The organism is Vibrio splendidus (genome assembly GCF_002873455.1).
In the GTDB taxonomy this organism is placed as follows: Bacteria; Pseudomonadota; Gammaproteobacteria; order Enterobacterales; family Vibrionaceae; genus Vibrio; species Vibrio splendidus_J.
On record NZ_MCUN01000009.1, the window covers coordinates 189,926 to 211,234 of the forward strand.

Annotated in this window: 20 protein-coding genes and 1 pseudogene; 12 read left to right on the forward strand and 9 right to left on the reverse strand. The window is 43.4% G+C overall.

Annotated features, from left to right (window positions below):
* Positions 1-70: 70 nt before the first annotated feature.
* The 4 genes from BCU75_RS07895 (at position 71) to gntR (ending at position 4,316) form a co-directional block, all read left to right on the forward strand.
* Complete coding sequence (locus BCU75_RS07895) at positions 71-568, forward strand: gluconokinase (protein WP_102473456.1); 498 nt, start codon at positions 71-73, stop codon at positions 566-568.
* Between the two features lie 3 nt (positions 569-571).
* Positions 572-2,080 carry an NADP-dependent phosphogluconate dehydrogenase gene (gene gndA / locus BCU75_RS07900; protein WP_102473457.1) on the forward strand — a complete coding sequence of 503 codons (1,509 nt, stop codon included), beginning with the start codon at positions 572-574 and terminating at the stop codon, positions 2,078-2,080.
* Positions 2,081-2,272: 192 nt separating this feature from the next.
* Positions 2,273-3,004 carry a dipeptidase PepE gene (gene pepE / locus BCU75_RS07905; RefSeq protein ID WP_198593404.1) on the forward strand — a complete coding sequence of 244 codons (732 nt, stop codon included), beginning with the start codon at positions 2,273-2,275 and terminating at the stop codon, positions 3,002-3,004.
* Positions 3,005-3,314: 310 nt separating this feature from the next.
* On the forward strand, positions 3,315-4,316 hold the full coding sequence (gene gntR / locus BCU75_RS07910; protein WP_102473602.1) for a gluconate operon transcriptional repressor GntR: 1,002 nt from the start codon (positions 3,315-3,317) through the stop codon (positions 4,314-4,316).
* Between the two features lie 115 nt (positions 4,317-4,431).
* Here the strand turns inward: gntR and BCU75_RS07915 are convergent, their stop codons facing one another.
* The 3 genes from BCU75_RS07915 to BCU75_RS07925 all read right to left on the reverse strand — a co-directional run bounded on the left by BCU75_RS07915 (position 4,432) and on the right by BCU75_RS07925 (position 8,788).
* Entirely contained in the window at positions 4,432-5,214 is a 783-nt protein-coding gene (locus BCU75_RS07915; protein ID WP_102473458.1) for a siderophore-interacting protein, read from the reverse strand.
* A gap of 242 nt (positions 5,215-5,456) precedes the next feature.
* The gene (locus tag BCU75_RS07920; RefSeq protein ID WP_102473459.1) at positions 5,457-6,935 is read right to left on the reverse strand and encodes a peptide MFS transporter; all 1,479 of its coding nucleotides are present in this window, start codon (positions 6,933-6,935) and stop codon (positions 5,457-5,459) included.
* A 482-nt stretch (positions 6,936-7,417) separates the two neighbouring features.
* Entirely contained in the window at positions 7,418-8,788 is a 1,371-nt protein-coding gene (locus BCU75_RS07925; RefSeq protein ID WP_102473460.1) for an L-serine ammonia-lyase, read from the reverse strand.
* A 355-nt stretch (positions 8,789-9,143) separates the two neighbouring features.
* On the opposite strand from BCU75_RS07925, the gene BCU75_RS07930 reads away from it, so the two are divergent.
* Positions 9,144-10,022: a YdcF family protein gene (locus BCU75_RS07930; protein ID WP_102473461.1), complete on the forward strand. Its 879-nt coding sequence runs from the start codon at positions 9,144-9,146 to the stop codon at positions 10,020-10,022.
* 3 nt (positions 10,023-10,025) lie between these two features.
* Here the strand turns inward: BCU75_RS07930 and BCU75_RS07935 are convergent, their stop codons facing one another.
* On the reverse strand, positions 10,026-10,703 hold the full coding sequence (locus BCU75_RS07935; protein ID WP_102473462.1) for a hypothetical protein: 678 nt from the start codon (positions 10,701-10,703) through the stop codon (positions 10,026-10,028).
* Between the two features lie 210 nt (positions 10,704-10,913).
* Complete coding sequence (locus BCU75_RS07940; RefSeq protein ID WP_076676499.1) at positions 10,914-11,168, reverse strand: putative hemolysin; 255 nt, start codon at positions 11,166-11,168, stop codon at positions 10,914-10,916.
* A 392-nt stretch (positions 11,169-11,560) separates the two neighbouring features.
* On the opposite strand from BCU75_RS07940, the gene BCU75_RS07945 reads away from it, so the two are divergent.
* From BCU75_RS07945 to BCU75_RS07960, 4 genes and pseudogenes are all read left to right on the forward strand, one after another.
* Positions 11,561-12,079: an NUDIX hydrolase gene (locus tag BCU75_RS07945; protein ID WP_102473463.1), complete on the forward strand. Its 519-nt coding sequence runs from the start codon at positions 11,561-11,563 to the stop codon at positions 12,077-12,079.
* A gap of 222 nt (positions 12,080-12,301) precedes the next feature.
* Positions 12,302-12,742 (forward strand): IS200/IS605 family transposase, encoded by a 441-nt coding sequence (gene tnpA / locus BCU75_RS07950; protein WP_102473464.1) that lies wholly within the window; start codon positions 12,302-12,304, stop codon positions 12,740-12,742.
* 63 nt (positions 12,743-12,805) lie between these two features.
* A pseudogene (locus BCU75_RS07955) lies at positions 12,806-13,270 on the forward strand (glycine betaine ABC transporter substrate-binding protein); the annotation flags it as partial.
* Between the two features lie 156 nt (positions 13,271-13,426).
* Entirely contained in the window at positions 13,427-14,452 is a 1,026-nt protein-coding gene (locus BCU75_RS07960) for a zinc-binding alcohol dehydrogenase family protein (protein ID WP_102473465.1), read from the forward strand.
* Positions 14,453-14,564: 112 nt separating this feature from the next.
* Here BCU75_RS07960 and BCU75_RS07965 read toward each other — a convergent pair whose 3' ends face one another.
* A complete protein-coding gene (locus BCU75_RS07965) occupies positions 14,565-15,200 on the reverse strand; it encodes a CIA30 family protein (protein ID WP_102473466.1) in 636 nt (211 codons plus the stop codon).
* Between the two features lie 46 nt (positions 15,201-15,246).
* Positions 15,247-15,513, reverse strand: a complete 267-nt coding sequence (locus BCU75_RS07970; protein WP_076677226.1) for a DUF3081 domain-containing protein — start codon at positions 15,511-15,513, stop codon at positions 15,247-15,249.
* A 283-nt stretch (positions 15,514-15,796) separates the two neighbouring features.
* On the opposite strand from BCU75_RS07970, the gene BCU75_RS07975 reads away from it, so the two are divergent.
* Together BCU75_RS07975 and BCU75_RS07980 are read left to right on the forward strand one after the other, a co-directional pair.
* Complete coding sequence (locus BCU75_RS07975) at positions 15,797-16,690, forward strand: DMT family transporter (protein WP_102473467.1); 894 nt, start codon at positions 15,797-15,799, stop codon at positions 16,688-16,690.
* Between the two features lie 350 nt (positions 16,691-17,040).
* Complete coding sequence (locus BCU75_RS07980; RefSeq protein ID WP_102473468.1) at positions 17,041-17,460, forward strand: VOC family protein; 420 nt, start codon at positions 17,041-17,043, stop codon at positions 17,458-17,460.
* A gap of 107 nt (positions 17,461-17,567) precedes the next feature.
* On the opposite strand, the gene BCU75_RS07985 is transcribed toward BCU75_RS07980, so the two are convergent.
* Positions 17,568-18,467: a DMT family transporter gene (locus BCU75_RS07985; RefSeq protein ID WP_076677220.1), complete on the reverse strand. Its 900-nt coding sequence runs from the start codon at positions 18,465-18,467 to the stop codon at positions 17,568-17,570.
* 261 nt (positions 18,468-18,728) lie between these two features.
* Between BCU75_RS07985 and BCU75_RS07990 the strand changes: the two genes are divergently transcribed.
* Positions 18,729-20,129 carry an alpha-amylase family protein gene (locus tag BCU75_RS07990; protein ID WP_102473469.1) on the forward strand — a complete coding sequence of 467 codons (1,401 nt, stop codon included), beginning with the start codon at positions 18,729-18,731 and terminating at the stop codon, positions 20,127-20,129.
* A 90-nt stretch (positions 20,130-20,219) separates the two neighbouring features.
* Here BCU75_RS07990 and BCU75_RS07995 read toward each other — a convergent pair whose 3' ends face one another.
* Positions 20,220-21,212 carry a LysR family transcriptional regulator gene (locus BCU75_RS07995; protein ID WP_076677216.1) on the reverse strand — a complete coding sequence of 331 codons (993 nt, stop codon included), beginning with the start codon at positions 21,210-21,212 and terminating at the stop codon, positions 20,220-20,222.
* Positions 21,213-21,309 lie beyond the last annotated feature (97 nt).

Sequence of the window (21,309 nt, forward strand, 5' to 3'; positions counted from 1 at the left end):
AACACAAGTTTAACTATTAGATTCGATTGTCAGCCCCTGTTTTGGTTGGGGCTTAGGGAAGGCTTGCCTTATGAAAAGCAAAAAAATACTCGTGATGGGCGTATCTGGATGCGGAAAAAGCCTGATTGGTAGCCGTGTCGCGCAGGCTTTAGAACTTCAATTTTTTGATGGGGATGACTTCCATCCGCAAAGCAACGTTGAAAAAATGCGTCAAGGTATCCCGCTGACTGACGAAGATCGTCAAGGATGGCTAGAAACACTGAATAAGCAATATATCGAACAACCAAGTGCTGTGATTGCATGCTCTGCATTGAAACCTCAATACCGCGAGATTCTGCGAGAGAACAATGAAGACTTAGTAATTATATACCTTCAGGGCAGTTTCGATACGATTTGGAGTCGCCATAAAGCTCGCGAAAACCATTACTTTAATGGTCAAGAAATGTTGAAAAGCCAATTCGCAACCTTGGTTGAACCTGAGCTAGATGAAGCGTTATTTGTCGATATATCGCAAGATGTTGGGCAAGTCGTAGAAAGTGCACTCAAACAAATTAAGCAGATAGGTTAAACCATGACTCAGATAAAAAATGACATCGCGATGATTGGTTTAGGAGTGATGGGCAAAAGCCTTGCGCTCAACCTATTGGATAACGGCTTTAACGTTGCTGGCTTTGACTTGAATACAGACAATATTGATCGCGCCAGTTCAGAAGCAAAGCTGCTTAATGAATCGTTTACTGGTAAAGGTCAGTTCACACAAGGGACTAGCCTTGAGCATGTGCTGCAAGGGCTCGCGAAGCCGCGTGTAATCGCTTTGTCGGTTCCTGCTGGAAAACCTGTCGATATCGTCGTGAATAGCTTGCTTGATGCTGGCTTAGAAAAGGATGACATTGTTATCGATACAGGTAACAGCCTTTGGACAGATACCGAGGCGCGTGAAGTGAACTACAAAGGCAAGCTTCGCTTCTTTAGCACCGCCGTTTCTGGTGGTGAAGAAGGCGCGCGTGTTGGCCCAGCGCTCATGGCGAGTGGTGACCAATCAGCTTGGCAATATGTGAAACCGATGTGGGAAGCGATTGCTGCAAAAGTGGATGCGAATGGACTACCGGTTGCTAAGTTTGAAGCGGGTGAAGCGTGCGCGGCGTATGTTGGTCCTTCTGGTACAGGGCACTATGTGAAAATGGTACACAATGGTATTGAATATGCCGACATGCAGCTTATTTGCGAAGTGTACCATTTCATGCGTGATATGCTTGAAATGCCAGCTCAAGAGATTGGACAAGTCTTTGATCAATGGAACAACGGTGTACTTAATAGTTACCTGATGGAAATCAGTGCCGATATTCTTCAACAAGAAGATGTTGTAACGGGTAAGCCGTTCGTTGAGGTAGTGCTTGATAAAGCAGGGCAGAAAGGTACGGGGTTGTGGACGGCAGTTAACAGCCTTCAAGAGGGGTGTCCAACCCCAACCATTGCTCAAGCGGTTTATGCACGTGCGATGAGCGGTCAAAAATCACAACGTCTTCAAGGTAGTCAGCTTCTAAAGGGCAATATTGCTGATGCCAGCCAGTTGGATAAAACAGAGGTTATTTCTGAGCTTCACGATGCCCTATATTGCGCCAAACTGTCTGTTTATGCCCAAGGTTTTGATTTATTGAAGACAGCGTCAGACAAAGAGGGTTGGAATCTCGATTTCACTCAAATTGCTAAGATTTGGCGAGCGGGTTGTATTATTCGTGCCGCTTTCTTGCAAAGTATCACATCGGCTTACCAACAAAATAGTGAGCTAGCGAATCTATTGTTTGATGAGGCTTTCATCAAACAAGTGGAAGAGCGCGAGTTGGCTTGGCGCATCGCAGTAGCGAACTCAGCTCTGTATGGTGTGCCGATGCCGGGAATCAGCTCTGCTCTGAGTTACTTCGACTCATTACGTTGTGAGGTGTTGCCTGCAAATCTGCTGCAAGCGCAACGTGACTATTTTGGTTCTCATACTTATTCGCGCGTGGATAGAGAGGAAGCTGAAAAGTTTCACGTGACTTGGAGTCAGTCCCCAAGAACTGAAGTAAAAGTGAATGCTTAAACAATCAATAACGCCCTCAACAAGATTTTGTCTCAAAAGGTCATTCCTTTTCCGAACTTGTTTACTGGCGCACATTACTTCCCCTCAATTTATGAATACTAACCCGTAGAGTCTTTGAAAGCGGCAAGTGCTGTAGTTCAAGAGAATATCAAAATAATATATAGTAAATTTGCAAATTGTAGTGAGGTTGTAATGAATGTAATGCTATTTAGTAACGGTAAGTTACCAGGTGACACATCACTTTTGGAGTATGGTAAAGAGTGGATTCGTCCAATGATGGAAAAGGCTCAGCCTAAAAAAATGTTGTTTATTCCATTCGCAATGATTCGAGGGCAATACTCGGATCGCACGCAGCAATTGCAGCAAGTGTTCGATGAATATGATTGCGAAGTGGTGAGCATTCATGAAGCCGAAGACCCTGTGCAAGCCTTGAAAGAGGTTGATGGTATCATCATTAGTGGCGGTAATACGTGGGTACTTAACCGTATGCTTCACGATCTAGGTTTGGTAACACCGATGCGTGATGCTGTGATCAACAAAGGTAAGCTGTTTATTGGTTGGAGTGCGGGAACAAATGTTGCAACACCAACGATTCGTACCACTAATGACATGCCAATTGTCAGCGCTGCTATCTTGCCTGCGCTTAATTTTGTGCCATTTCAGATTAACCCTCACTATATAGAAGCATCCATTTCTGGGCATATGGGCGAAACACGTGATGAACGTATTGAAGAGTTCTTGTGCATGAACCCAAGTGAAGTCGTTGTTGGTATCCCTGAAGGGACGATGCTGCAAGTGTGTGAAGGGAAATTAACGTACCACACCGCGACAGGCAAGCCAATGAAGCTCTTTAAGCATGGTCGACTTGCAGAAACGTTCACGGCAGACAGCGATCTTGCATTCTTGATGGACATCGGTTGCTAGATAACGAATAGAGACAAGTTACAACCTCTTAATAGGGGCAAGTTATGTGCACAATTGTAATGGGTTAAGCGAAACCTCAGTCTTGATCATCCAAGGTTGGGGTTTTTAATGCGTAATATACACATCAAGTGTAAGTTGAGAACTTATTGAACATCGTCTTCGAAAAGAAATATTGTTAGTTTTATTAGTGGTAAAGCGACGTGTGTGTTTATGATCTGATATCAAGTTTTAGGTGTTTAGTTCTTCTAAAGTCGTCGAAATTCGTTACTATGTTACCAGTAACATTAATCGTAACCATGATGCTGTCAGTATGCTAAGTAAGAAAAAACGTCCCACATTACAAGATGTTGCCAACCTAGTTGGTGTCACCAAAATGACCGTCAGTCGCTGTTTACGTGATTCTTCACAGGTATCAGAAGCACTGCGAGATAAGATCAGCGCTGCAGTAGACGAGCTAGGTTATATTCCTAACCGTGCGCCAGACATCCTTTCCAACGCTAAAAGCAATGCGATTGGTGTTTTAGTCCCCTCGTTAACTAACCAAGTTTTTGCTGAGGTTATCCGCGGTATTGAGCAAGTCACCGCACCTGCGGGTTACCAAACTATGATAGCCCACTATGGCTATAGCGCAGAACTGGAAGAGCAGAGCATCGCTTCGCTGCTTTCTTACAACGTTGATGCGATTATCCTCTCAGAAAACGTGCACACAGATAGAGCGCGTAAGATGCTGCAGACTGTTTCTATCCCTGTGATTGAAATTATGGATTCGGTGTCGCCAAGAATTGAACAAGCGGTTGGCTTTGATAACTTCGAAGCGGCTAGAGCGATGACCAAAACCATGCTCGACCGAGGGCGCACTAATATCGCTTACTTAGCGGCACGTATGGATGAACGTACTCGCTTAAAAATGGCGGGCTACGAGCATGCGATGCAAGAAGCCGATAAAACGCCGGTAACCCTGCAAACGGAGGACGCTTCCTCGTTTACCCTTGGTGCAAAACTGATTGGTGAGTTACTTGAGAAGCACCCTGAAGTGAATGGTATCTTTTGTACTAATGATGATTTAGCGATTGGTGCTTTTTATGAATGTGTACGGCGTGGTATTCAAGTACCCGAGCAGATGGCGATTGCAGGTTTCCACGGACACGATATCACAGTGGCGATGACACCGCGTTTGGCGACTGTCGTAACACCTAGGGAGCAAATTGGTAAAGTCGCTGCACAGCAAGTTGTAGCGCGTTTACAAGGCAATAAAGAATGGGTTGCGAAGCTGGATCTCGGTTATGAGATTGAAGTAGGTGAGAGTATTTAATCTTACACTTTGGCTTTGATCTTCATCGGATTCAAACTAAAACGCCCTTAACGAGATGAACTTCGCTAAGAGCGTTTTCTATTTATCTAGCAAAAAGATGTATGTAGTAACAGGCTTAACCCGCTAAAGCCTGAGCATCTTGTTGCTTCAACACTTTGTGGCCATCTTCAGTGACGCCACGCTTCCAATAACTGCTGATGTAGATGTTCTCTTTAGCGACTTCTTTTTCGTTGCGGAAGTATTGTCTTAGTGCGCGCATGCTTTCAAATTCACACGCTGTCCAGATCGAAACCTGACCGTCTAACCATTCTGAGTTGCGAACCGTTTGTGAAAGGGATTCTGAGGTTTCATCTTCAATTAACCAAGTGACTTTGATGCCTTGAGGCGCTTCAAGCGTTTGCTTGTCTGCTGCTGAATTGATCTGAATGACAGCGTGCCCCGTCGCCGTTTCTGGAAGTGTTTTTACTTTTGCAGAGAGCGCAGGTAGCGACGTCATATCTGCCACCAAGAAGAACCAATCCGATTCTAGATTCAGCCCTTGAATTAATCCAGGGCCTGCCACTGAAACCGTGTCACCTACTTCTGCGTTCATTGCCCATCTTGCAGCAAAGCCACATTGCAGATCTGTGGTGATGTGACGAACGAAGTCAACCTCAATCCACTTTTCTACTGGGTTGTATTGACGAATGGTGTAAGTGCGCATGGCTGGGCGCTCACCTTCGTTCAGCTGGCTTAAATCAGTGGTGCCGAGTGGCGAGAACAAAAGCTTGATGTAGCCGCCAGCACATTCGGTTGGGTACTTACTTAATCCTTCACCGCTAAGCGTTATACGCTGCATATTCGGTGTAATTGTTGAGGTTTGAGTAACGGTTAATGTGATAGGGCTAGGCTTGCTCATATAAGGCTCTCTTGGATTCTGATTTTTACATCATAATCCTGAACAAGAAAACACTCAATACTAATGGTTATCATTTACTTTTATTTACACAAGCACAACGTAACTTGAATCATCCATCGAGTTATCTACCAATCCTGACATCTATATACCTATTTATCCTGATATCAATATCGACAAAAAAGCCCTTTAGAAAACTAAAGGGCTTGATGAACGAGCTTGTTGAGTAAGAATGCTGTTAGCTGTTAGCTGTTAGCTTGTTCTAGTTCAATCGTTTGATCAGCGGCTTTCGCTGCGTCTAGCATCTTACGAATAATGAACGATGCTGCCATTGCGATACCCACCATTACAACCGCTAGAATAGTTAGTAATTGGAAGTAATCACCGTAAACCGTTTGAACGATTTCTTGTGTGATTGCTTGGCCTTTCTCAAGTGCAATTGACGTAGAGAATACCGCACCAACAATGCCGGATAGTGCGATTGCAACAGAGAATAAGCTTACTGAGAAGTTCTCGATGTGCTTAGGTGCAACAGACAAAATGAACGCTACAACCATAGAACCAACAATAACTTCACCAAATGCTAGGAAGAAGTGGATTGCTAGGAACACTTCCGGGCGAATCAGAATATCTTCACCAACGGTTGTTACTGCCATCGTTAAGATACCAAAAGCGATCGCCGTCAGGATGAAAGATAAACCTACTTTGGTAGCGGTTGAGAAGTGAATGTTTTTCTTTTCTAGTTTAGAGAAGATGCCCGTAATGATAGGGCCTGCAACCATACACCAAAGTGGGTTCATTGCCATTGAAGCTTCAGGGGCTACAGGGATGAAGCCAAATAGATCGCCACGCATTGTGTTGATCGCAACCATTGTCATCGAAGTCATCATCTGTCCGTAGTACACGAAGAAACATGTCGTCAGGAATGTGATGATTAAGATCGTGCCCATTTTCAGCATGTCTGATTTCTTCGATTTCATCATCAAAGAGACAAAGTAGATGATCGCTGCACCACCAATTGCGTATACGATGTTCTGGCCGATATCCATGTTAGAAAACATGAAGAATACCAAACCAATCATTGCTGCAGAAAGGCCAAGGAACGCAGCCCAGTGTTTAGTGCTTACTGGTTTTTGGTCGATTTCAGCACTTGCTTCAACAAGGCCTTTGCGAACAAAGAGCATCATCAGAAGTGCAGCACCTGCTAGAGCAGCTGAAAGAAGGAAGCCACCGTGGAAACCAACAACAAGCACTAGCATCGGGAACAAGTACTGGCCTAATAGCGCACCAATATTGTTGACTGAGTAGTTGATAGGGTAGCAGTTTTCGAAATCTTCCTGAGTTTTGAACGTGCGTTTGTAAAGACTTGGGTAAGAAGGGGACATCAAACCACGCGCATAACTCGCTAAAGCAATACCACATAATGCCATTGGAACATTGGTCGCCGCGGCACCGAGTACCAGTAGAGCATAACCACTTGCGAATCCTAGAAAGGCAATGGTCAACGATCGGTATGCGCCTAAAAATTTGTCGGCGATGAAGCCACCTGCAATAGCAAATAGCGGTCCGATTGCAGAGAAAGCACCAACAACCATCATTGTGTCGGCTTCATTGTAGTTAAGATCTTCAAGGAAGAAACGAGTCAAGATCACCATAACGCCATAGAACGAAAGTCCAAACATCATTTGGCAGAACATCATTGATTTGTTTAATCTATTCCACATTATTTTATTCTCACATTAGTATTAAGATGTAGTGTAATAACCTAATTATAATACCATCACTAGCAAGACATAAACTGAAACATGTATCCCAAACAGAACTTTACTCGATATACCTTTTCTTATGAGTGCATTGATATTTCTAATGAGTGAAATTTGCAATGTTAGATTTTGCTAATGAGTGTGTGGTTGTTCGAAATCTAACCATCTTCATTTGTGGCTAAGTAATGAACTAATAAAGAGAAAATTAACGTTGATCATTTTGTAAAGTTTACAAGTGAGAGTCACTTTCAATTGGCTGCTGGGCTTTAGCCAATAAAAAAGCCAGCTTGGTGGCTGGCTTTGTTGAGATATTGAAAACTAAGTTTACAATAACGTGTTCTGAGAGCGGCGGCTTCTAGTCGCGCGTTTCAATGATTTATTGTACTTCAACTATGCAATGTACCTGAACTATTCACCGCATCTCAGCTGGTCACAGCATCTAGCTATTCACAGGGTGGCGCCATGTGGATCACTGCTAAACCACCTAAGGACGTTTCACGGTACTTTTTGTTCATGTCTTTACCTGTTTGGTACATGGTTGCGATAACCTTGTCTAACGAGATAAGACACTTGCTAGTGCGTTTCAGCGCCATGCGTGATGCGTTGATGGCTTTCATTGCACCCATTGCATTACGTTCGATACATGGGACCTGAACAAGCCCACCGATCGGGTCGCACGTCATGCCCAGTGAGTGTTCCATTGCGATTTCAGCAGCGATACAGATTTGCTCGTTGCTGCCACCGCGCAAGGCGGTTAAGCCAGCTGCAGCCATTGATGAAGATACACCGACCTCACCTTGACAACCCACTTCTGCACCAGAAATTGAAGCATTGGTTTTGTATAGGATACCGATAGCACCAGAGACGGCTAAGAAGTCTTTCAACTGCTTGGTGTCTAGCTCTTTGATGAAGCGGTGGTAGTACATTAGTACCGCAGGGATAACGCCAGCCGCACCGTTAGTTGGTGATGTTACGACTTGTCCACCCGCAGCGTTTTCTTCACTCACAGCAAAGGCAAATAGGTTAATCCAATCCATGATCTCCATTGGATCGTTTTCAATCGAAGCATTGGCCTCAAGCTTTTTCAAAAGAGCAGGGGCTCGACGCGTCACTTCTAAACCGCCATCAAGAATGCCTTCGGTGTCAAAGCCACGTTGCATACACAGAGACATCACCTTCCAAATTTGGTCGGCTTTTTGGTCAATCACATCCATACCTTGGAATGAAACTTCATTGCGCAGAATTAAGCCACCAAGGCTAAGCCCTTGCTGTTCTGAGAGTTCAAGCAATTGGTCGGCAGAAGTAAAAGGGAATTCAACTTTTGTTTCTGCTTCTTGCTTGCCGTTTTGTAGCTCATCAGCGGTTGCGATAAAGCCACCACCAATCGAGTAATACGTTTCCATATTGAGAAGGTTACCGTTTGCGTCAAAGGCAGAGATGGTCATGCCATTTTCATGAAGCGGAAGGTTAGTTTTATGGAAGAGTAAGTCGCTTTCTACATCGAAGTGAATTTCATGGTTACCGCTAACCAGTAGAGATTTATCTTCGATCGCTTTACGCATTGCTTGGTTAGCGCTGGTAATCTTTATGGTATCAGGGCGGTTACCGAGTAAACCTAACAAAGTTGCTCTGTCGGTGTGGTGACCAATACCCGTCAATGATAACGAGCCGTACAAGTCGATTTGAATACGCTTCACTTGCTTAAGCTGAGCATCAATCTTTTGGGTAAAATTAAACCCAGCAATCATTGGTCCATTTGTATGGGAGCTGGAAGGCCCAACCCCGATTTTGTAAATGTCAAAAATAGACAGCATAGTAACTTCCTGTGAAGACGGTTCGATGAACGAACTCTGTGTAAAATTTTTATTTTGTGCGTTTCACTTTTTAGTGAAAACAGACCTTGGTTGAAACAGATTTTTGATTGAGCTTATTCTTTGTTTGAAACGTTTCTTTTATTGAAATTTGTGTTAACAAACGTAGAGCAATGAAATGCATGAGCGTGTTATTTTTGCTTAAAAGCGGCACGTCTATTCTTGCATTTCCTATGTGTCGCTATGAATAGTGAGCATTATTGCGAGCAACATATAAGAATTTCAAAATACTTTTGTTAACAACTATTGTATACATAATTCACTTCATCTAATCACTAAAACGAGACTTGAACATAAAATGAGCATTAATCACCTCCTTATTGTGCTGGGTAAGCGACTTAATGAGAATAAATTGACTGATGAAGGAATCAGTCGAGTTGATGCTTTGGTTGGGTATCTGGCGGAGTCTTTGGTAGAAGAGTCCGATCAGCAAACTGCCGTTGCATTTTGTGGTGGGATAACGCAAGGGCAAACCCTCTCTGAAGCCGATGTGATGCACCAGTATTTTAGAAAGCTTGAAAACCAGCGTGCACATCCGTTTCCGTTAGGAGCGGTTTTACTCGAGCAACATTCGACCAACACTGTTGAGAACATTCAGAACTTGGCCTCAGAGATGATTGCAAGCAGGCTATTTACTCGCGGACAGAGTGTGCAGGTGACATTCGTTTCTAATGATTACCACTTACAACGTATATTCGAGATTCAATCGCTAATGGACGAGCAAGGTTTACTTAAGATTTTAGTCGAGAAGTGCTCTGCACTTGGCGTGGAACTGCAAATAGATCATCAGCTAGATGCTCATGTCGCGGTGCCATACCCTCATCAAAGTGCTCAAGGGCAATTGTTTCTGTTGATGGATGTGCTGACAACCTATCGAGTTTATCTTGAAGGTGTTTCTGCAGGCTCATTTAAGAGGGATTTGGATTCAGTAAGACGAGAGCCCGAAAGGTTGTCTTTGGAAGCCTTGATGGCCGTAAAGGAATTAGTCGGGGACTCTTCTCATTTTGATATCGTCGACAGCTTACTTCCAGTATTGGAGGGTTGTATCCAAAAGACCCCAGTTGGTACCGAGATAAAAAAAGTCAGGGAGTACCTAGCGTTGCTCGATACTAACCTGACTTTATTGAATCGTTATTTAGACCCGGAATCGGATCACACACATCGCTGGTGGCGATAGATGTTATTTCTTTCTCGTGATGCCAATAACGGTCTTTAAACTTGCAAATGCAATCAGGCAGTAAGCTAAAAGTTCAGTACCTTCTTCTGCGATGGTCTTAACGTTATTTATATAATGTTCTCCCATTACGCCATGCCAAAAACTGCCCATGCCAAATAAGCGAGAAAAAACAAGCAGAAGCATAACACCAGTAACCAGCATGTTCATGTGTGGGGATGCAAGAATAAGAGCCAGTTGGTCTATAGTTTGTTTACCATTTCTTAATGCATAAAAAATTGCACTTCCGGCTACAAGAACCGCGGGATAAACCCAAGCACCATGAACGATCATGTCAAACCAATAATCTAACTCTCGGATGAACATTACGGCAAAGAATGCGCTGATTAACATAGCGGCATGTTTTACCTCAGGACGCTTTTTTGCTAAGTAAGCAAATGCGCCAGAGGAGACGATTAAAAGAAATTGCTGTAGCATTTCAGTGACTGAATTTTCACCGATCTTTCCATTCAAGAAAACGAAATCAATGCGGATTGCTAGGTTGACTATTATACCAATCGCCAATACTACCAGCGCTGTTTGACAGCGTTTATAGATTACCTCAGAAGTCGACTGAGATAGATTGAACTCTGGTATCTCAAATGACATATGACTTTGTTCTTTCGATTTTGTTTGTATTTTCATAATCAACACTATTTGTAAATATTTGTAACAGACAGGTATTCTATCGGTCTAGGTTAGGCTAATGTCAGAAATGTGTCAGAAATAAAACGGTGTTCAATTGGTGTTCGCATACCGTAAACCGCTACCTGAAGGCAGGCAGTTTACGTAACGGAATAGAATTGATAGGGGTGGGTTTTATAGTTTTGAGGTTGGAAACTTATAATCGAAGGATTACTTTTCAGTTTCTTGATCATGGTTATTGCGGTAGTACTCCCACTGTTCAATGCGCTCACCGTCTTCGAATACACAGTAAGTTGTGCGTTGATCGTTTTCAGTGACAGTTTCTAACTCACCATCTTGTTGAACACAATAAACTGCAGCAGGGTTAGCGACTGATACACGTTGGCCTTCGCTATATTCTGCATAGTCGTTCGCACAACCGCCTAATACAACGGCAAATACAGCCATCAAACCAATTTTCTTCATGTTTATCTCCTACGTGATAAGTCTAAAAGTGAATGCGTTAAGTTTTACAGAACCAAATGAGAAGCTCTATGAAACTAGTATATTTTAGATTTCAGAAAAGGTTGTCCTAATTTGGTCAAGATATTGAAATAGGTTGATATTTCTCAATGTTTGGTTGTTTTTTGAGTGTTGGATCAAGCTAAGTTAATCCATGTTGCAGCGGAAATGTCCCTGTTCGATAAGTTCTTGTTTGGTGGTGTTAGGGATTCGATAGCGACTCGATAATCATTCGGTAAGGATGACTGAATAGTGAAAAAAGCAAGCAAGTAACGGTAGTTGTTGGCGATTGTAAACCTCTAATCTATTGATGATTATGATATGATGCCGCCAAATTCAGTAGAGCAGTCAGAACCATGAGACACCTAAAAACCACTATCCACCCTGATATCGACCATCTAGACAATAAAACGGTATACAAGCGCAACGCTGCCCGCGCTATTGTATTAGATGGTGAAGATATTCTGATGCTCTATACAGAGCGTTATCACGATTACACCATTCCTGGCGGTGGTTTAGATGAAGGGGAAGATGTTATTGCAGGTATGGTCCGTGAACTCGAAGAAGAGACCGGCGCGAAGAATATCCATAGCATCAAGCCGTTCGGTATTTTTGAAGAGTTCCGTCCTTGGCACAAAGACGATGCGGATATAATGCACATGATTTCTTACTGTTACTCATGCAAGATTGATCGTGAACTTGGTGAAACGGCTTACGAAGACTATGAAGTGAAAAACGGGATGAAGCCTGTGTGGATGAATATCAATGAAGCGATTGCTCATAACGAAAAGACCATGGCTGAGAGTCCTAAAAAGGGCATGAGCATTGAGCGTGAAACTTTTTTACTCCATCTGATTGCCAAAGAGATGCTGTAGACGCAGCGACTTTCGATGTTTTAAGCGTCTCTATCTCAAACTTCTCCCTCTCTAAGTTCGCTGATGTTTAATCGCCTAAAAGCTATGTGCTTTTAGGCGTTTTTATTGGCCCCTCAAAACCACCGCCTAGGGCGGTGGTGATTGTTCCTTGAGGCTATAGCCTGAAGAAGTGCCCATGTTAGAAGTAACCTCTTATTCACCAAAAGTAAGGGAAACAACCACATGGGCGATTATAGAAGTTCATCACATGTCTATTGGCGTTGCAAATACCATATAGTTTGGACTCCAAAGTACAGATGTAAGATTTTGAAAGATAGGGTTGGAAAGGAGCTTTATCGTTCAATCTATATCTTGTGCAACATGAAAGACTGCGAGGTTTTAGAATTAAATGTTCAACTAGATCATGTTCACCTTGTTGTCATTATTCCTCCCAAGTTGTCGATCTCGAGTTTGTTAGGAGTTTTAAAGGGCCGAACAGCAATTAGACTTTTCAATAAATTCCCACATATACGTAAGAAACTAAGGGGAAATCACTTTTGGGCTAGAGGGTACTTTGTAGATACGGTCGGTGTGAATGAAGAAATCATTCGACGATATGTCCGACACCAAGATAAACAGGACATTGAGTATGAACAACAACTGCAGTTATTGAAGAACGGCTAGCGTGGACGCCCCCTTCTTGGGGGTTATAAAGCAAAACCGCCTTCTAAGAAGGCGGATATTTTTTTAAAATCCGAAGTAATCGAGAAAATGAACTCTACTATCCAAGGTATCAACCCCGGAGCTGGTATCACACGTTTCTCTCTCCAGATGATGAAAGACTATGGCTTGAGCGATGTCGGCTACGAATTCTTCTCTGGAAGTGAAGTGGATTGTTTTGATGCATTTGAAAGTGCGGTCGCAAACAAAGAGTGGGTCATCGTGCCCCTATGGAAACCACAGTTTCTGCATTATCGCTACGATATTCGCGAACTCAAAGAGCTTAAAGGCTTGCTCGGAATTGTTGATAGAGCGGTACTGCTTTTAAGAGATGACAAGAAGCTCTTGTTCAGTGAAGAACAGATTCAGAAGTTGGATTCACTGCGTTTCTCGAACGATATTATTGCCGAACTGGATTACAAAGTTTGCCGTGAAGGTAAATCACAAGATCAAGTGACACATGATTGGTTGATTGAGCACGGCCTGATTTAACCTCTAAGCCGTTGGCAATGCAGTTAGATGTCTGCATTACCTAGATAGCGGCAATACCATTGTCAAAAATAATTTGATAATTATTCAAATATTAGGCGGTTTATCTCGGGTGGGAATTAACTAAGATTAACTCGTCTAATTCAAGGAGAAAGCACAATGTCAGTACCATCAAAAATAAAAGTTATCGGATTTACTCAGTCACTTGCGATTACCGAGCAAGAGAGTTTGTTTGAGTTTGAAACGAGTCTGCCAGAACTAAAAAATAATGATTTGCTGGTAAAAGTGAATGCGACTTCTATCAACCCTGCTGACGCCAAAATTCGTATTCGTAATGCTAAGGATAAAACACTCGAACAACCTAAAGTGCTGGGCTATGACGCAGTCGGTGAAGTTGTTGGCAGAGGTGCTGACGTTGAAGGCTTCGAAGTCGGTGACCGTGTGTACTATGCGGGTGACGTAACACGTATGGGTGCTAACGCAGAATTCCAAGCTGTGGACTACCGTATTGCGGCTAAAGCACCTAAGAGCCTTTCTGATGAAGCTGCTGCTGTTATGCCACTAGCAACACTTACCGCTTGGGAAGCGTTGTTTGACCGCCTGCGTGTTCGTCCTGAAGAGAAAAAGTCTATCCTGATCATTGGTGGAGCAGGCGGTGTAGGTTCAATTACGATTCAATTGGCGAAGCAAATGACCAATCTGAAAGTTATCGCTACAGCTTCAAGACCTGAAACTGAACACTGGGTTAGGGATATGGGTGCAGACCATGTGGTGAATCACCGTAACTTGGTTGAGTCTGTACGAGAGCAAGGTATTCAACATGTAGACTACATCTTCAATGTTGCTGATACAAAAGGGCATTGGGATTCGATGGTTGAGCTAATAGCCCCTCAAGGCATGATCAGTTCGATTGTTGAGTTTGATGGCGGAGTTGACTTGTCTGCGTTACAAGGTAAATCAGCAGGCTTTATTTGGGAGCTGATGTTTACACGTTCACTGTTCAACACCGACGATATCCAGAAGCAACAAGACATCTTATTCCAAGCCGCGAATCTGATTGATGCGGGTCGTATTAAATCGACGCTGACCACCACATTGAATGGCTTTAGTGTTGAGACACTGAAAGATGCACATCAACGTATTGAAAGCAGTGCCTCGATCGGTAAAACAGCCATCAAATACTAATAGCTGATGTGTTTCCGCCGTTGTTTTGAATCGTTGACGGTTTAAATAGAAGAAGCCCCTGATATCTGATTGCTAGTCAAAAAGTATCAGGGGCTTTTATTTTGCTTGCGGTTTAGTCAGCTTTTGGTGACTTGATAGGTTTCGATGTTTTGAAGTGAAGCTGTATTAGGTCTAGCTCAAAAGGAACGGGCTGCTTGTCTGCGATCAAAAAGCCGATCTGTTTGATGTCTTGTGCTTTAAGTTCTGGCGAATCGCTCAGTATCCGGCCTCTGAACACCGCTTGAAAATCATTGAAGTGGAAGGTCTTGTTAAGCTGCTGTCCCTTAATGGTATCGAAATCGTGTTTGTATTGAACTCGATTACCGTTCTTCGATGTTGTGAACCTCAGTTGGTAGGTTCGACCATCACCAATGAATAATAGCTCTGCACTATCTATTTCATGGGCAGGTGATTCAATGGAGCGCTTTATAGAACTGAAACCGCCATTATTTTCTAACGATAGCTCGCCCCTGAATCGACTTATCCCATCATCATAAATGAACCCGCCGGTTGAGATGCCGCCCATGACATTGTCATTGGTCGCTGTCCATTTTTGTTGTTGATCAGGTTGTGTAAAATCGATCATATTTATCTCTGCGGCAACTGACTTGGAATATAAAAAAATTAGGCTGAGTAGCAGCCACAAGGGTGTTGTTAGCCTAAATCGCACTTGCGTCTGAAAAGCGGTTCCGTTCATGATTCTCTCCACTGTTTTTCCATAGCGCTACATTGTTTACTCGTTAGCTATGGATGTTTTACGGAGAAGGTTCAGTTTCAAGCATAGCTAAACAACGCTTGATGAAGTCTTCATAGTTCGGTGCCTTGTCGTATTCTATCTTCAACGAACCATGGAACATCAGTGTCACCGTAACGTCTCTGTAGCTTAACCAACAGGTGTAACCATCGTAATCGTGCCACGCAATCATCTCGCCCAATTGATATTTACTATTCAGTTGTTCTCCAGAGGTACGAATGCACTCAAATACTCTAAGAAATTCCATAATGGTGATTCTGCTGTCCATGTGCTGCTCCCGCTGAGTAGTCGATTAAACAATGTTAAGTGCTTGTATTTTAATTAAATACGATCTCGCTTTCTGTTCCGATCACATGGGAGAGCAAACGTGATCTTTTTACAGAAAGCTTCTTACTTACAAATCTTTTCTTGAGAAAATAGGATTCAATACCAGTTCAGAGAGTCTTATTCTTCTGTTCTGAAGATGAAGTTTGAATCGAGTTACTTATTTTCCATTCTCATGTATTATGCCTGACCATAATTGTATGACAAATGTGTAATTCTGTTTCCGTATGAGTAAAGTCACCAACCACGCCATCTTGCTTTTGGTATTTGCAAACCTATTGGCGTCTTTTTCCGATGTCTCACTAAAAATACTGAATGGTGAAGTTCCCACATTTCAGTATGTGTTTATTCGGCAGCTATTGAGCGTGATCTTACTGCTTCCTTTTTGGCTAAAGCTCCCTAAAGAGACTCGCATGCAAGGCGGTTGCCGCATCAATTTTTTACGGGCTCAATTTATATTAGTGGGTAGTGGTTGTGCGATGATTGCCATTACACACCTTACCTTGGCGACAGCGAACGCGATGTTCTATGTTGGGCCAATCCTGATGCTTCCTCTGTCTATTGTATTGTTGAAAGAAAGGCCGACATCATCAAAAGTGATCGCGACACTGATAGGCTTCGTGGGTGTATTAATTGTGTTGCGTCCGGAGCAATTTCACTGGGCGGCGATTGCAGGGTTAGGCAGTGCGCTTGCAATGGGTGTCGGTAATATTCTGATCAAGCGTCTGAACGCCGAACAACACATTATCTCGACCTTGTTTTGGACTAGTGTTATGACTCTGCCACTTGCACTGGCGTTTGCATTGCCGGCATGGGGCGCGATTGAATGGCGTCATGTGGGATGGATCATGGCAATCAACCTGTTCGTTCTTGGTTACCATGCGCTTGTCGTAGTCGCTTATAAAAAAGCACCGGCAAACCAAATTGCACTCGCAGAATATTCGGGGTTAGTGTTTGTAACCTTGTTTGGCGTGATGTGGTTTGACGAAATCCCCGACACGCTGACATTGGTTGGTATCAGCCTCATCGTTATTCCTATGATGCCGATTAAATGGAAGACGTTCTTTAGTCTAGGGAACAGAGCGCCTCTCGATGTAGAGGTGAATCAGCCCAAGTCATAATATCTGCTGCTTAACCGCCACGTATTGCAAAGACGAAACGTGTTTGATGAAAGAAAAGCGAACCCAAGTGGTTCGCTTTTTTGCTTTTGAATCATCACAGACTTAACAAACGAGCTTAACAAGCCGCATGATCAGGAAGTCAGTTTGGGGTAGTCGTCTAAACTTAACGCCTATCGCTTAAAACTTGTGTGATTAAAGTTCTCATGCTTGAAGTTTGTATAGCATCAAAAGCAGAACATTAGGGCTCTAAAACGTTCTCGAAATAAAAGCAAATTAGTGCTTTACCTAAACTTAACTTGAGGTATTAGGATATGAAACGTTGCTTACGAGAATACTTTAAGGAGAGAAGAATGATTCAACTTGAACATGTGAATTTAGTCGTCAAAGACATCCCTGAAATGCTGACTTTTTACAAAGCTGCGTTCCCTCATTGGTATGTCCGTGATGAAGGCAAAGGGGAGTGGTCAGGTAAGCCGCGTAACTGGCTGCATTTTGGTGACGAGTACCAATATATAGCGTTGAGTGATCACGGCGAAGGCGAAAATAGAGACTTGGCTGGGCATTCTGTTGGTCTCGCGCACTTCGCTTATGTGACTAATAATATCGAAAGTGTAACCAGGCGCCTTGTTGATGCGGGCTTCCCAATTGCCAAGCCCGGAGCCGAAGAACCTTATCGAAAAAACGTATACTTTGTGGATCCGGCGGGCTTTGAAATCGAGTTCGTTGAGTATCTTAGCGATGATCCCAAACTGCGTAATGCCACGAGTTAACGGTATGAAAATGCTTTAGGGAGCACTTATAGAAAAGGGCATTGTGGGATATTCCGCAATGCCCTTTAAGATCTATTGATTAGCCAACTGATCTTTAGTTTGGTTACCTACTTAGCTTTAAATGGCACTAACAGTTGTTTTCCAAACACATTGATAAGCGCACCCGTCACGATAAGGCCACCACCTAGGTAGGTCCAAACTGATGGAATCTCGTTGAACACCCACACACCTAATAGTGCTGAGAACACGATCTGGACGTATGAGTAAGCCGAGGCTTTACCTGCCGCTTGAGTTTGCATTGCTTTGGTTAAACCGTATTGGCCGATTTGTGTGAAAATTCCGACTAGAACTAACATAACGGTTAAGAACAGGCTCGGCCATACAAAGTCGTTCCAGATAAGAGCTGTTGATATTGGCAGAGCAACCAGTGGGAAGTAGAAGATGATCACTGAACTGTCTTCAGTCTGGCTAAGCTTCCTCACAATCACATAAGCAATTGAGCTACCAAATGCGCCACATAACGCCAGCATAATACTGAATAACGGCAACTCGCTGCTCGCGCCGCTGTTCATGCTTGGCTGAACCATTACTAGTAATCCAGCTAAGCAAAATGCAATACAGATCATGGTCGATTTTTGAATGCGTTCTTTTAGGAAAAGTACACCGAGTAACGCGGTAAATACCGGGTGAACGTATTGCAAAATGGTGGCTTCTGCAAGCGGTAGCGTGGTGACTGCATAGTAAACACACATGAGCGCAGCAGTGCCGACAGCTCCACGGACGAAAAGGAGTGGCTTATTTTGTCCCCAAATTGATATGCGTTTTCGTTTCACATCGATATAACTGATGATCAAAGATACCAAAGCTCTTGCTGCAACGATTTCAAATACTGGTATGCCGTAGTTGCTAATGTATTTCACACAAGCTGACATTAATGCGAATCCAAAAGCGGAGAGGATCATGAACCTGACCCCAACGGGGATCTGTGAAAAAGAGAAAGAAGGCATAAAAATATCAATCGGTTGAGGGAGAAGGAATGATAGCTTAGTTTAGGAGTGCCGACCAAAGTCTTTGTTTATTGTTTCAAGCTATTGGCGAAAAGCCATCGACTTTGAGTGTTCGAAGGACGCACAGAATATCTACTACAACTCAGTTTTATAAAATCAACCCCGACATAAAGTGACCTTAATTCAATTCTGATTTTTTTTGGTTTAAATTAGCTGTCGGCTTCTTATTATCTCGATGAATAGATAATAAGAGACACTGCCATGAAACCAATAAATACCCTACTCATTTCTGCACTTGCCGCTTGTGCGTTTAGCCCGGTAAGCTATGCTGATACTATTTTGCACGCTTTCAACTGGAAGTATTCAGACGTCACTGCCAACGCTAATCAAATTGCGCAAGCGGGTTACAAAAAAGTGCTTGTTGCTCCGGCAATGAAGTCGAGCGGCACCCAATGGTGGGCTCGCTACCAACCTCAAGACTTGCGAACCATTGATTCCCCTTTAGGTAATAAACAAGATTTAGCCGCTATGATCTCGGCACTCAAATCTGTGGGTGTTGATGTGTATGCCGATGTGGTTCTAAACCATATGGCGAATGAAAGCTGGAAGCGAAGTGACCTAGATTATCCTGGGACCGAGGTACTTAATGACTATGCAAACCGCTCTAGCTATTTTTCCGATCAAACTCTTTTTGGCAATTTAGCACAAGGTTATGTTTCGGCTAGCGACTTCCACCCAGCAGGTTGTATTTCAAACTGGAACGATCCTGGTCACGTTCAGTACTGGCGTCTGTGTGGTGCCGATGGCGATGTAGGTTTACCTGACCTTGATCCGAATAACTGGGTGGTTTCACAGCAGCGTTTATATCTAAAAGCGCTGAAAGGGATGGGAATTAAAGGTTTCCGTATTGATGCCGTCAAGCACATGAGTCAGTACCAAATCGATCAGGTATTCACATCTGAGATTACTTCGAACATGCACGTGTTTGGTGAGGTAATTACCAGTGGCGGGGCAGGGAACAGCGGCTATGAGTCATTCTTAGCGCCTTACCTGAATAATACTAATCACTCCGCGTACGATTTCCCGTTGTTTGCATCGATTCGCTCTGCATTCTCTATGAGTGGTGGTCTAAATCAGCTGCATGATCCTAAAGCATATGGTCAAGCGCTTGATGATGATCGCTCGATTACGTTTACTATTACGCATGATATCCCGACCAATGATGGATTCCGTTACCAAATTATGGGTCCACAAGATGAGCAGCTTGCTTACGCTTACATCCTTGGCAAAGATGGCGGCACGCCGTTAATCTACAGTGATGACCTTCCTGATTCTGAAGATAAGGATAGCGGTCGTTGGGGCAATGTCTGGAATAGCTCGAATATGAAGAATATGTTGAGCTTCCATAACGCAATGCAAGGCAAATCAATGACGATGATTTCGAGCGACCAATGTACTTTGCTGTTTAAGCGTGGCAAGGAAGGCGTTGTTGGTATTAACAAGTGTGGCGAAACGCGTGGAGTGACGGTTGATACTTACCAACATGAGTTCAATTGGAATGTTCAATACAAAGACGTATTAAGCAGCGCGACAGAAACCATTTCTTCTCGCTACCATACGTTCAATCTACCACCACGCAGTGCGCGTATGTTTAAGCTTTAATGTTTACTCAATAGAGCGAACACCACCGGTAGAAAGCCTAAGCCGCAGTCAGTTCTGCGGCTTATTTGTCTCTGGATTCAAGGTCTATCTCTACGGTTGATCGATAATTACACCAAACCAATGGTTCTTATGGGATAGCGATTTCAACAACTCGATCTCTTTTACTGTCTCTTCTTTAAGCCATTCAATAAGGTCATTGATGATAGGCGTGTGAGTGCGCTGGTGCATGAAGTAAGTCCAAGCACTGTGTTGGATCTTTGTGTGCTTAGGGCAGTACAAGAAACCGCGTTGAAGCTCTTGTTGAACCAATAATAGATCAGTAACCGTCACTCCTTCACCTGACAAGCAAGCACTAAGCGCCATATCCAAAGACAAAAAGCTGGTATTCCTGACGGGTTTCTTTGGGGGAAACTCGACATCTGCCAACCACACTTTCCAGTCGTGATGATCTAAGGTTGGATGGAGCCTTGGCAAGGTTAAGATCGAATCGAGGTCGGTGTCTTTATTCGTTAAGTTGGTCGAATTAGCTAAGTTGGCAGAATTAGTTAAGCTAGTCGAACAGACTGGCGCCATAAACTCTTCACGTAAGAAAGTGATGTCAGGTGCTTTGTCATATCGCTTTTTGAAGCGCGTGTGGAAGATCAGTAGGTCATACTCACTACTATTAATCGATTCGTCTTCCTCAATTACAGGAACTATGACGATTTCATAATCTTGATAACGCTCGTTTAGTTCCCTTACTTTAGAGATCAATACTCGCGTAGCGAAACTCAAGGTCGCTTTGATCACAATACGTTTCTGCTTGGGCTCGCTCCAAGAGGCAATGACAGCTTCGATATTGCCGTAGCTTTCACGCAAAGCCGCATACAAATCATAACCTTGTACCGTTAATTCAATCGCTCGATGCTTACGAATAACCAGTGATGCGTTTAACTCATCTTCAAGCTGTTTGATCTGTCGGCTGACTGCACTTTGTGTCACGTGCAGCTCTTCGGCAGCCAGAGTAAAGCTCATCAGCCTTGCTGCAGCTTCAAAGGCTTTTAAGCCATTATGTGAGGGGGGCAAGCTAGGATACGGGGTCATAATTTGTTCGCATGAGTTTACGGAATGTTAGAGTCGCAAATTTATCAATTGAACACCAGCCTCATCGATCGTATTTTGTCCAAAATAACTCGAGGCA

Bases quoted from the DNA above. Each gene is read 5' to 3' on its own strand.
- BCU75_RS07915 (WP_102473458.1), bottom strand. From the start codon at position 5,214: ATGAGCAAGCCTAGCCCTATCACATTAACCGTTACTCAAACCTCAACA.
- BCU75_RS07925 (WP_102473460.1), bottom strand. From the start codon at position 8,788: ATGCTGTCTATTTTTGACATTTACAAAATCGGGGTTGGGCCTTCCAGC.
- pepE (WP_198593404.1), top strand. From the start codon at position 2,273: ATGAATGTAATGCTATTTAGTAACGGTAAGTTACCAGGTGACACATCA.
- BCU75_RS07990 (WP_102473469.1), top strand. From the start codon at position 18,729: ATGAAACCAATAAATACCCTACTCATTTCTGCACTTGCCGCTTGTGCG.
- BCU75_RS07975 (WP_102473467.1), top strand. From the start codon at position 15,797: ATGAGTAAAGTCACCAACCACGCCATCTTGCTTTTGGTATTTGCAAAC.
- BCU75_RS07985 (WP_076677220.1), bottom strand. From the start codon at position 18,467: ATGCCTTCTTTCTCTTTTTCACAGATCCCCGTTGGGGTCAGGTTCATG.
- BCU75_RS07920 (WP_102473459.1), bottom strand. From the start codon at position 6,935: ATGTGGAATAGATTAAACAAATCAATGATGTTCTGCCAAATGATGTTT.
- gntR (WP_102473602.1), top strand. From the start codon at position 3,315: ATGCTAAGTAAGAAAAAACGTCCCACATTACAAGATGTTGCCAACCTA.
- BCU75_RS07995 (WP_076677216.1), bottom strand. From the start codon at position 21,212: ATGACCCCGTATCCTAGCTTGCCCCCCTCACATAATGGCTTAAAAGCC.
- BCU75_RS07930 (WP_102473461.1), top strand. From the start codon at position 9,144: ATGAGCATTAATCACCTCCTTATTGTGCTGGGTAAGCGACTTAATGAG.
- BCU75_RS07945 (WP_102473463.1), top strand. From the start codon at position 11,561: ATGAGACACCTAAAAACCACTATCCACCCTGATATCGACCATCTAGAC.
- BCU75_RS07970 (WP_076677226.1), bottom strand. From the start codon at position 15,513: ATGGACAGCAGAATCACCATTATGGAATTTCTTAGAGTATTTGAGTGC.
- gndA (WP_102473457.1), top strand. From the start codon at position 572: ATGACTCAGATAAAAAATGACATCGCGATGATTGGTTTAGGAGTGATG.
- BCU75_RS07960 (WP_102473465.1), top strand. From the start codon at position 13,427: ATGTCAGTACCATCAAAAATAAAAGTTATCGGATTTACTCAGTCACTT.
- BCU75_RS07895 (WP_102473456.1), top strand. From the start codon at position 71: ATGAAAAGCAAAAAAATACTCGTGATGGGCGTATCTGGATGCGGAAAA.
- tnpA (WP_102473464.1), top strand. From the start codon at position 12,302: ATGGGCGATTATAGAAGTTCATCACATGTCTATTGGCGTTGCAAATAC.
- BCU75_RS07980 (WP_102473468.1), top strand. From the start codon at position 17,041: ATGATTCAACTTGAACATGTGAATTTAGTCGTCAAAGACATCCCTGAA.
- BCU75_RS07935 (WP_102473462.1), bottom strand. From the start codon at position 10,703: ATGAAAATACAAACAAAATCGAAAGAACAAAGTCATATGTCATTTGAG.
- BCU75_RS07940 (WP_076676499.1), bottom strand. From the start codon at position 11,168: ATGAAGAAAATTGGTTTGATGGCTGTATTTGCCGTTGTATTAGGCGGT.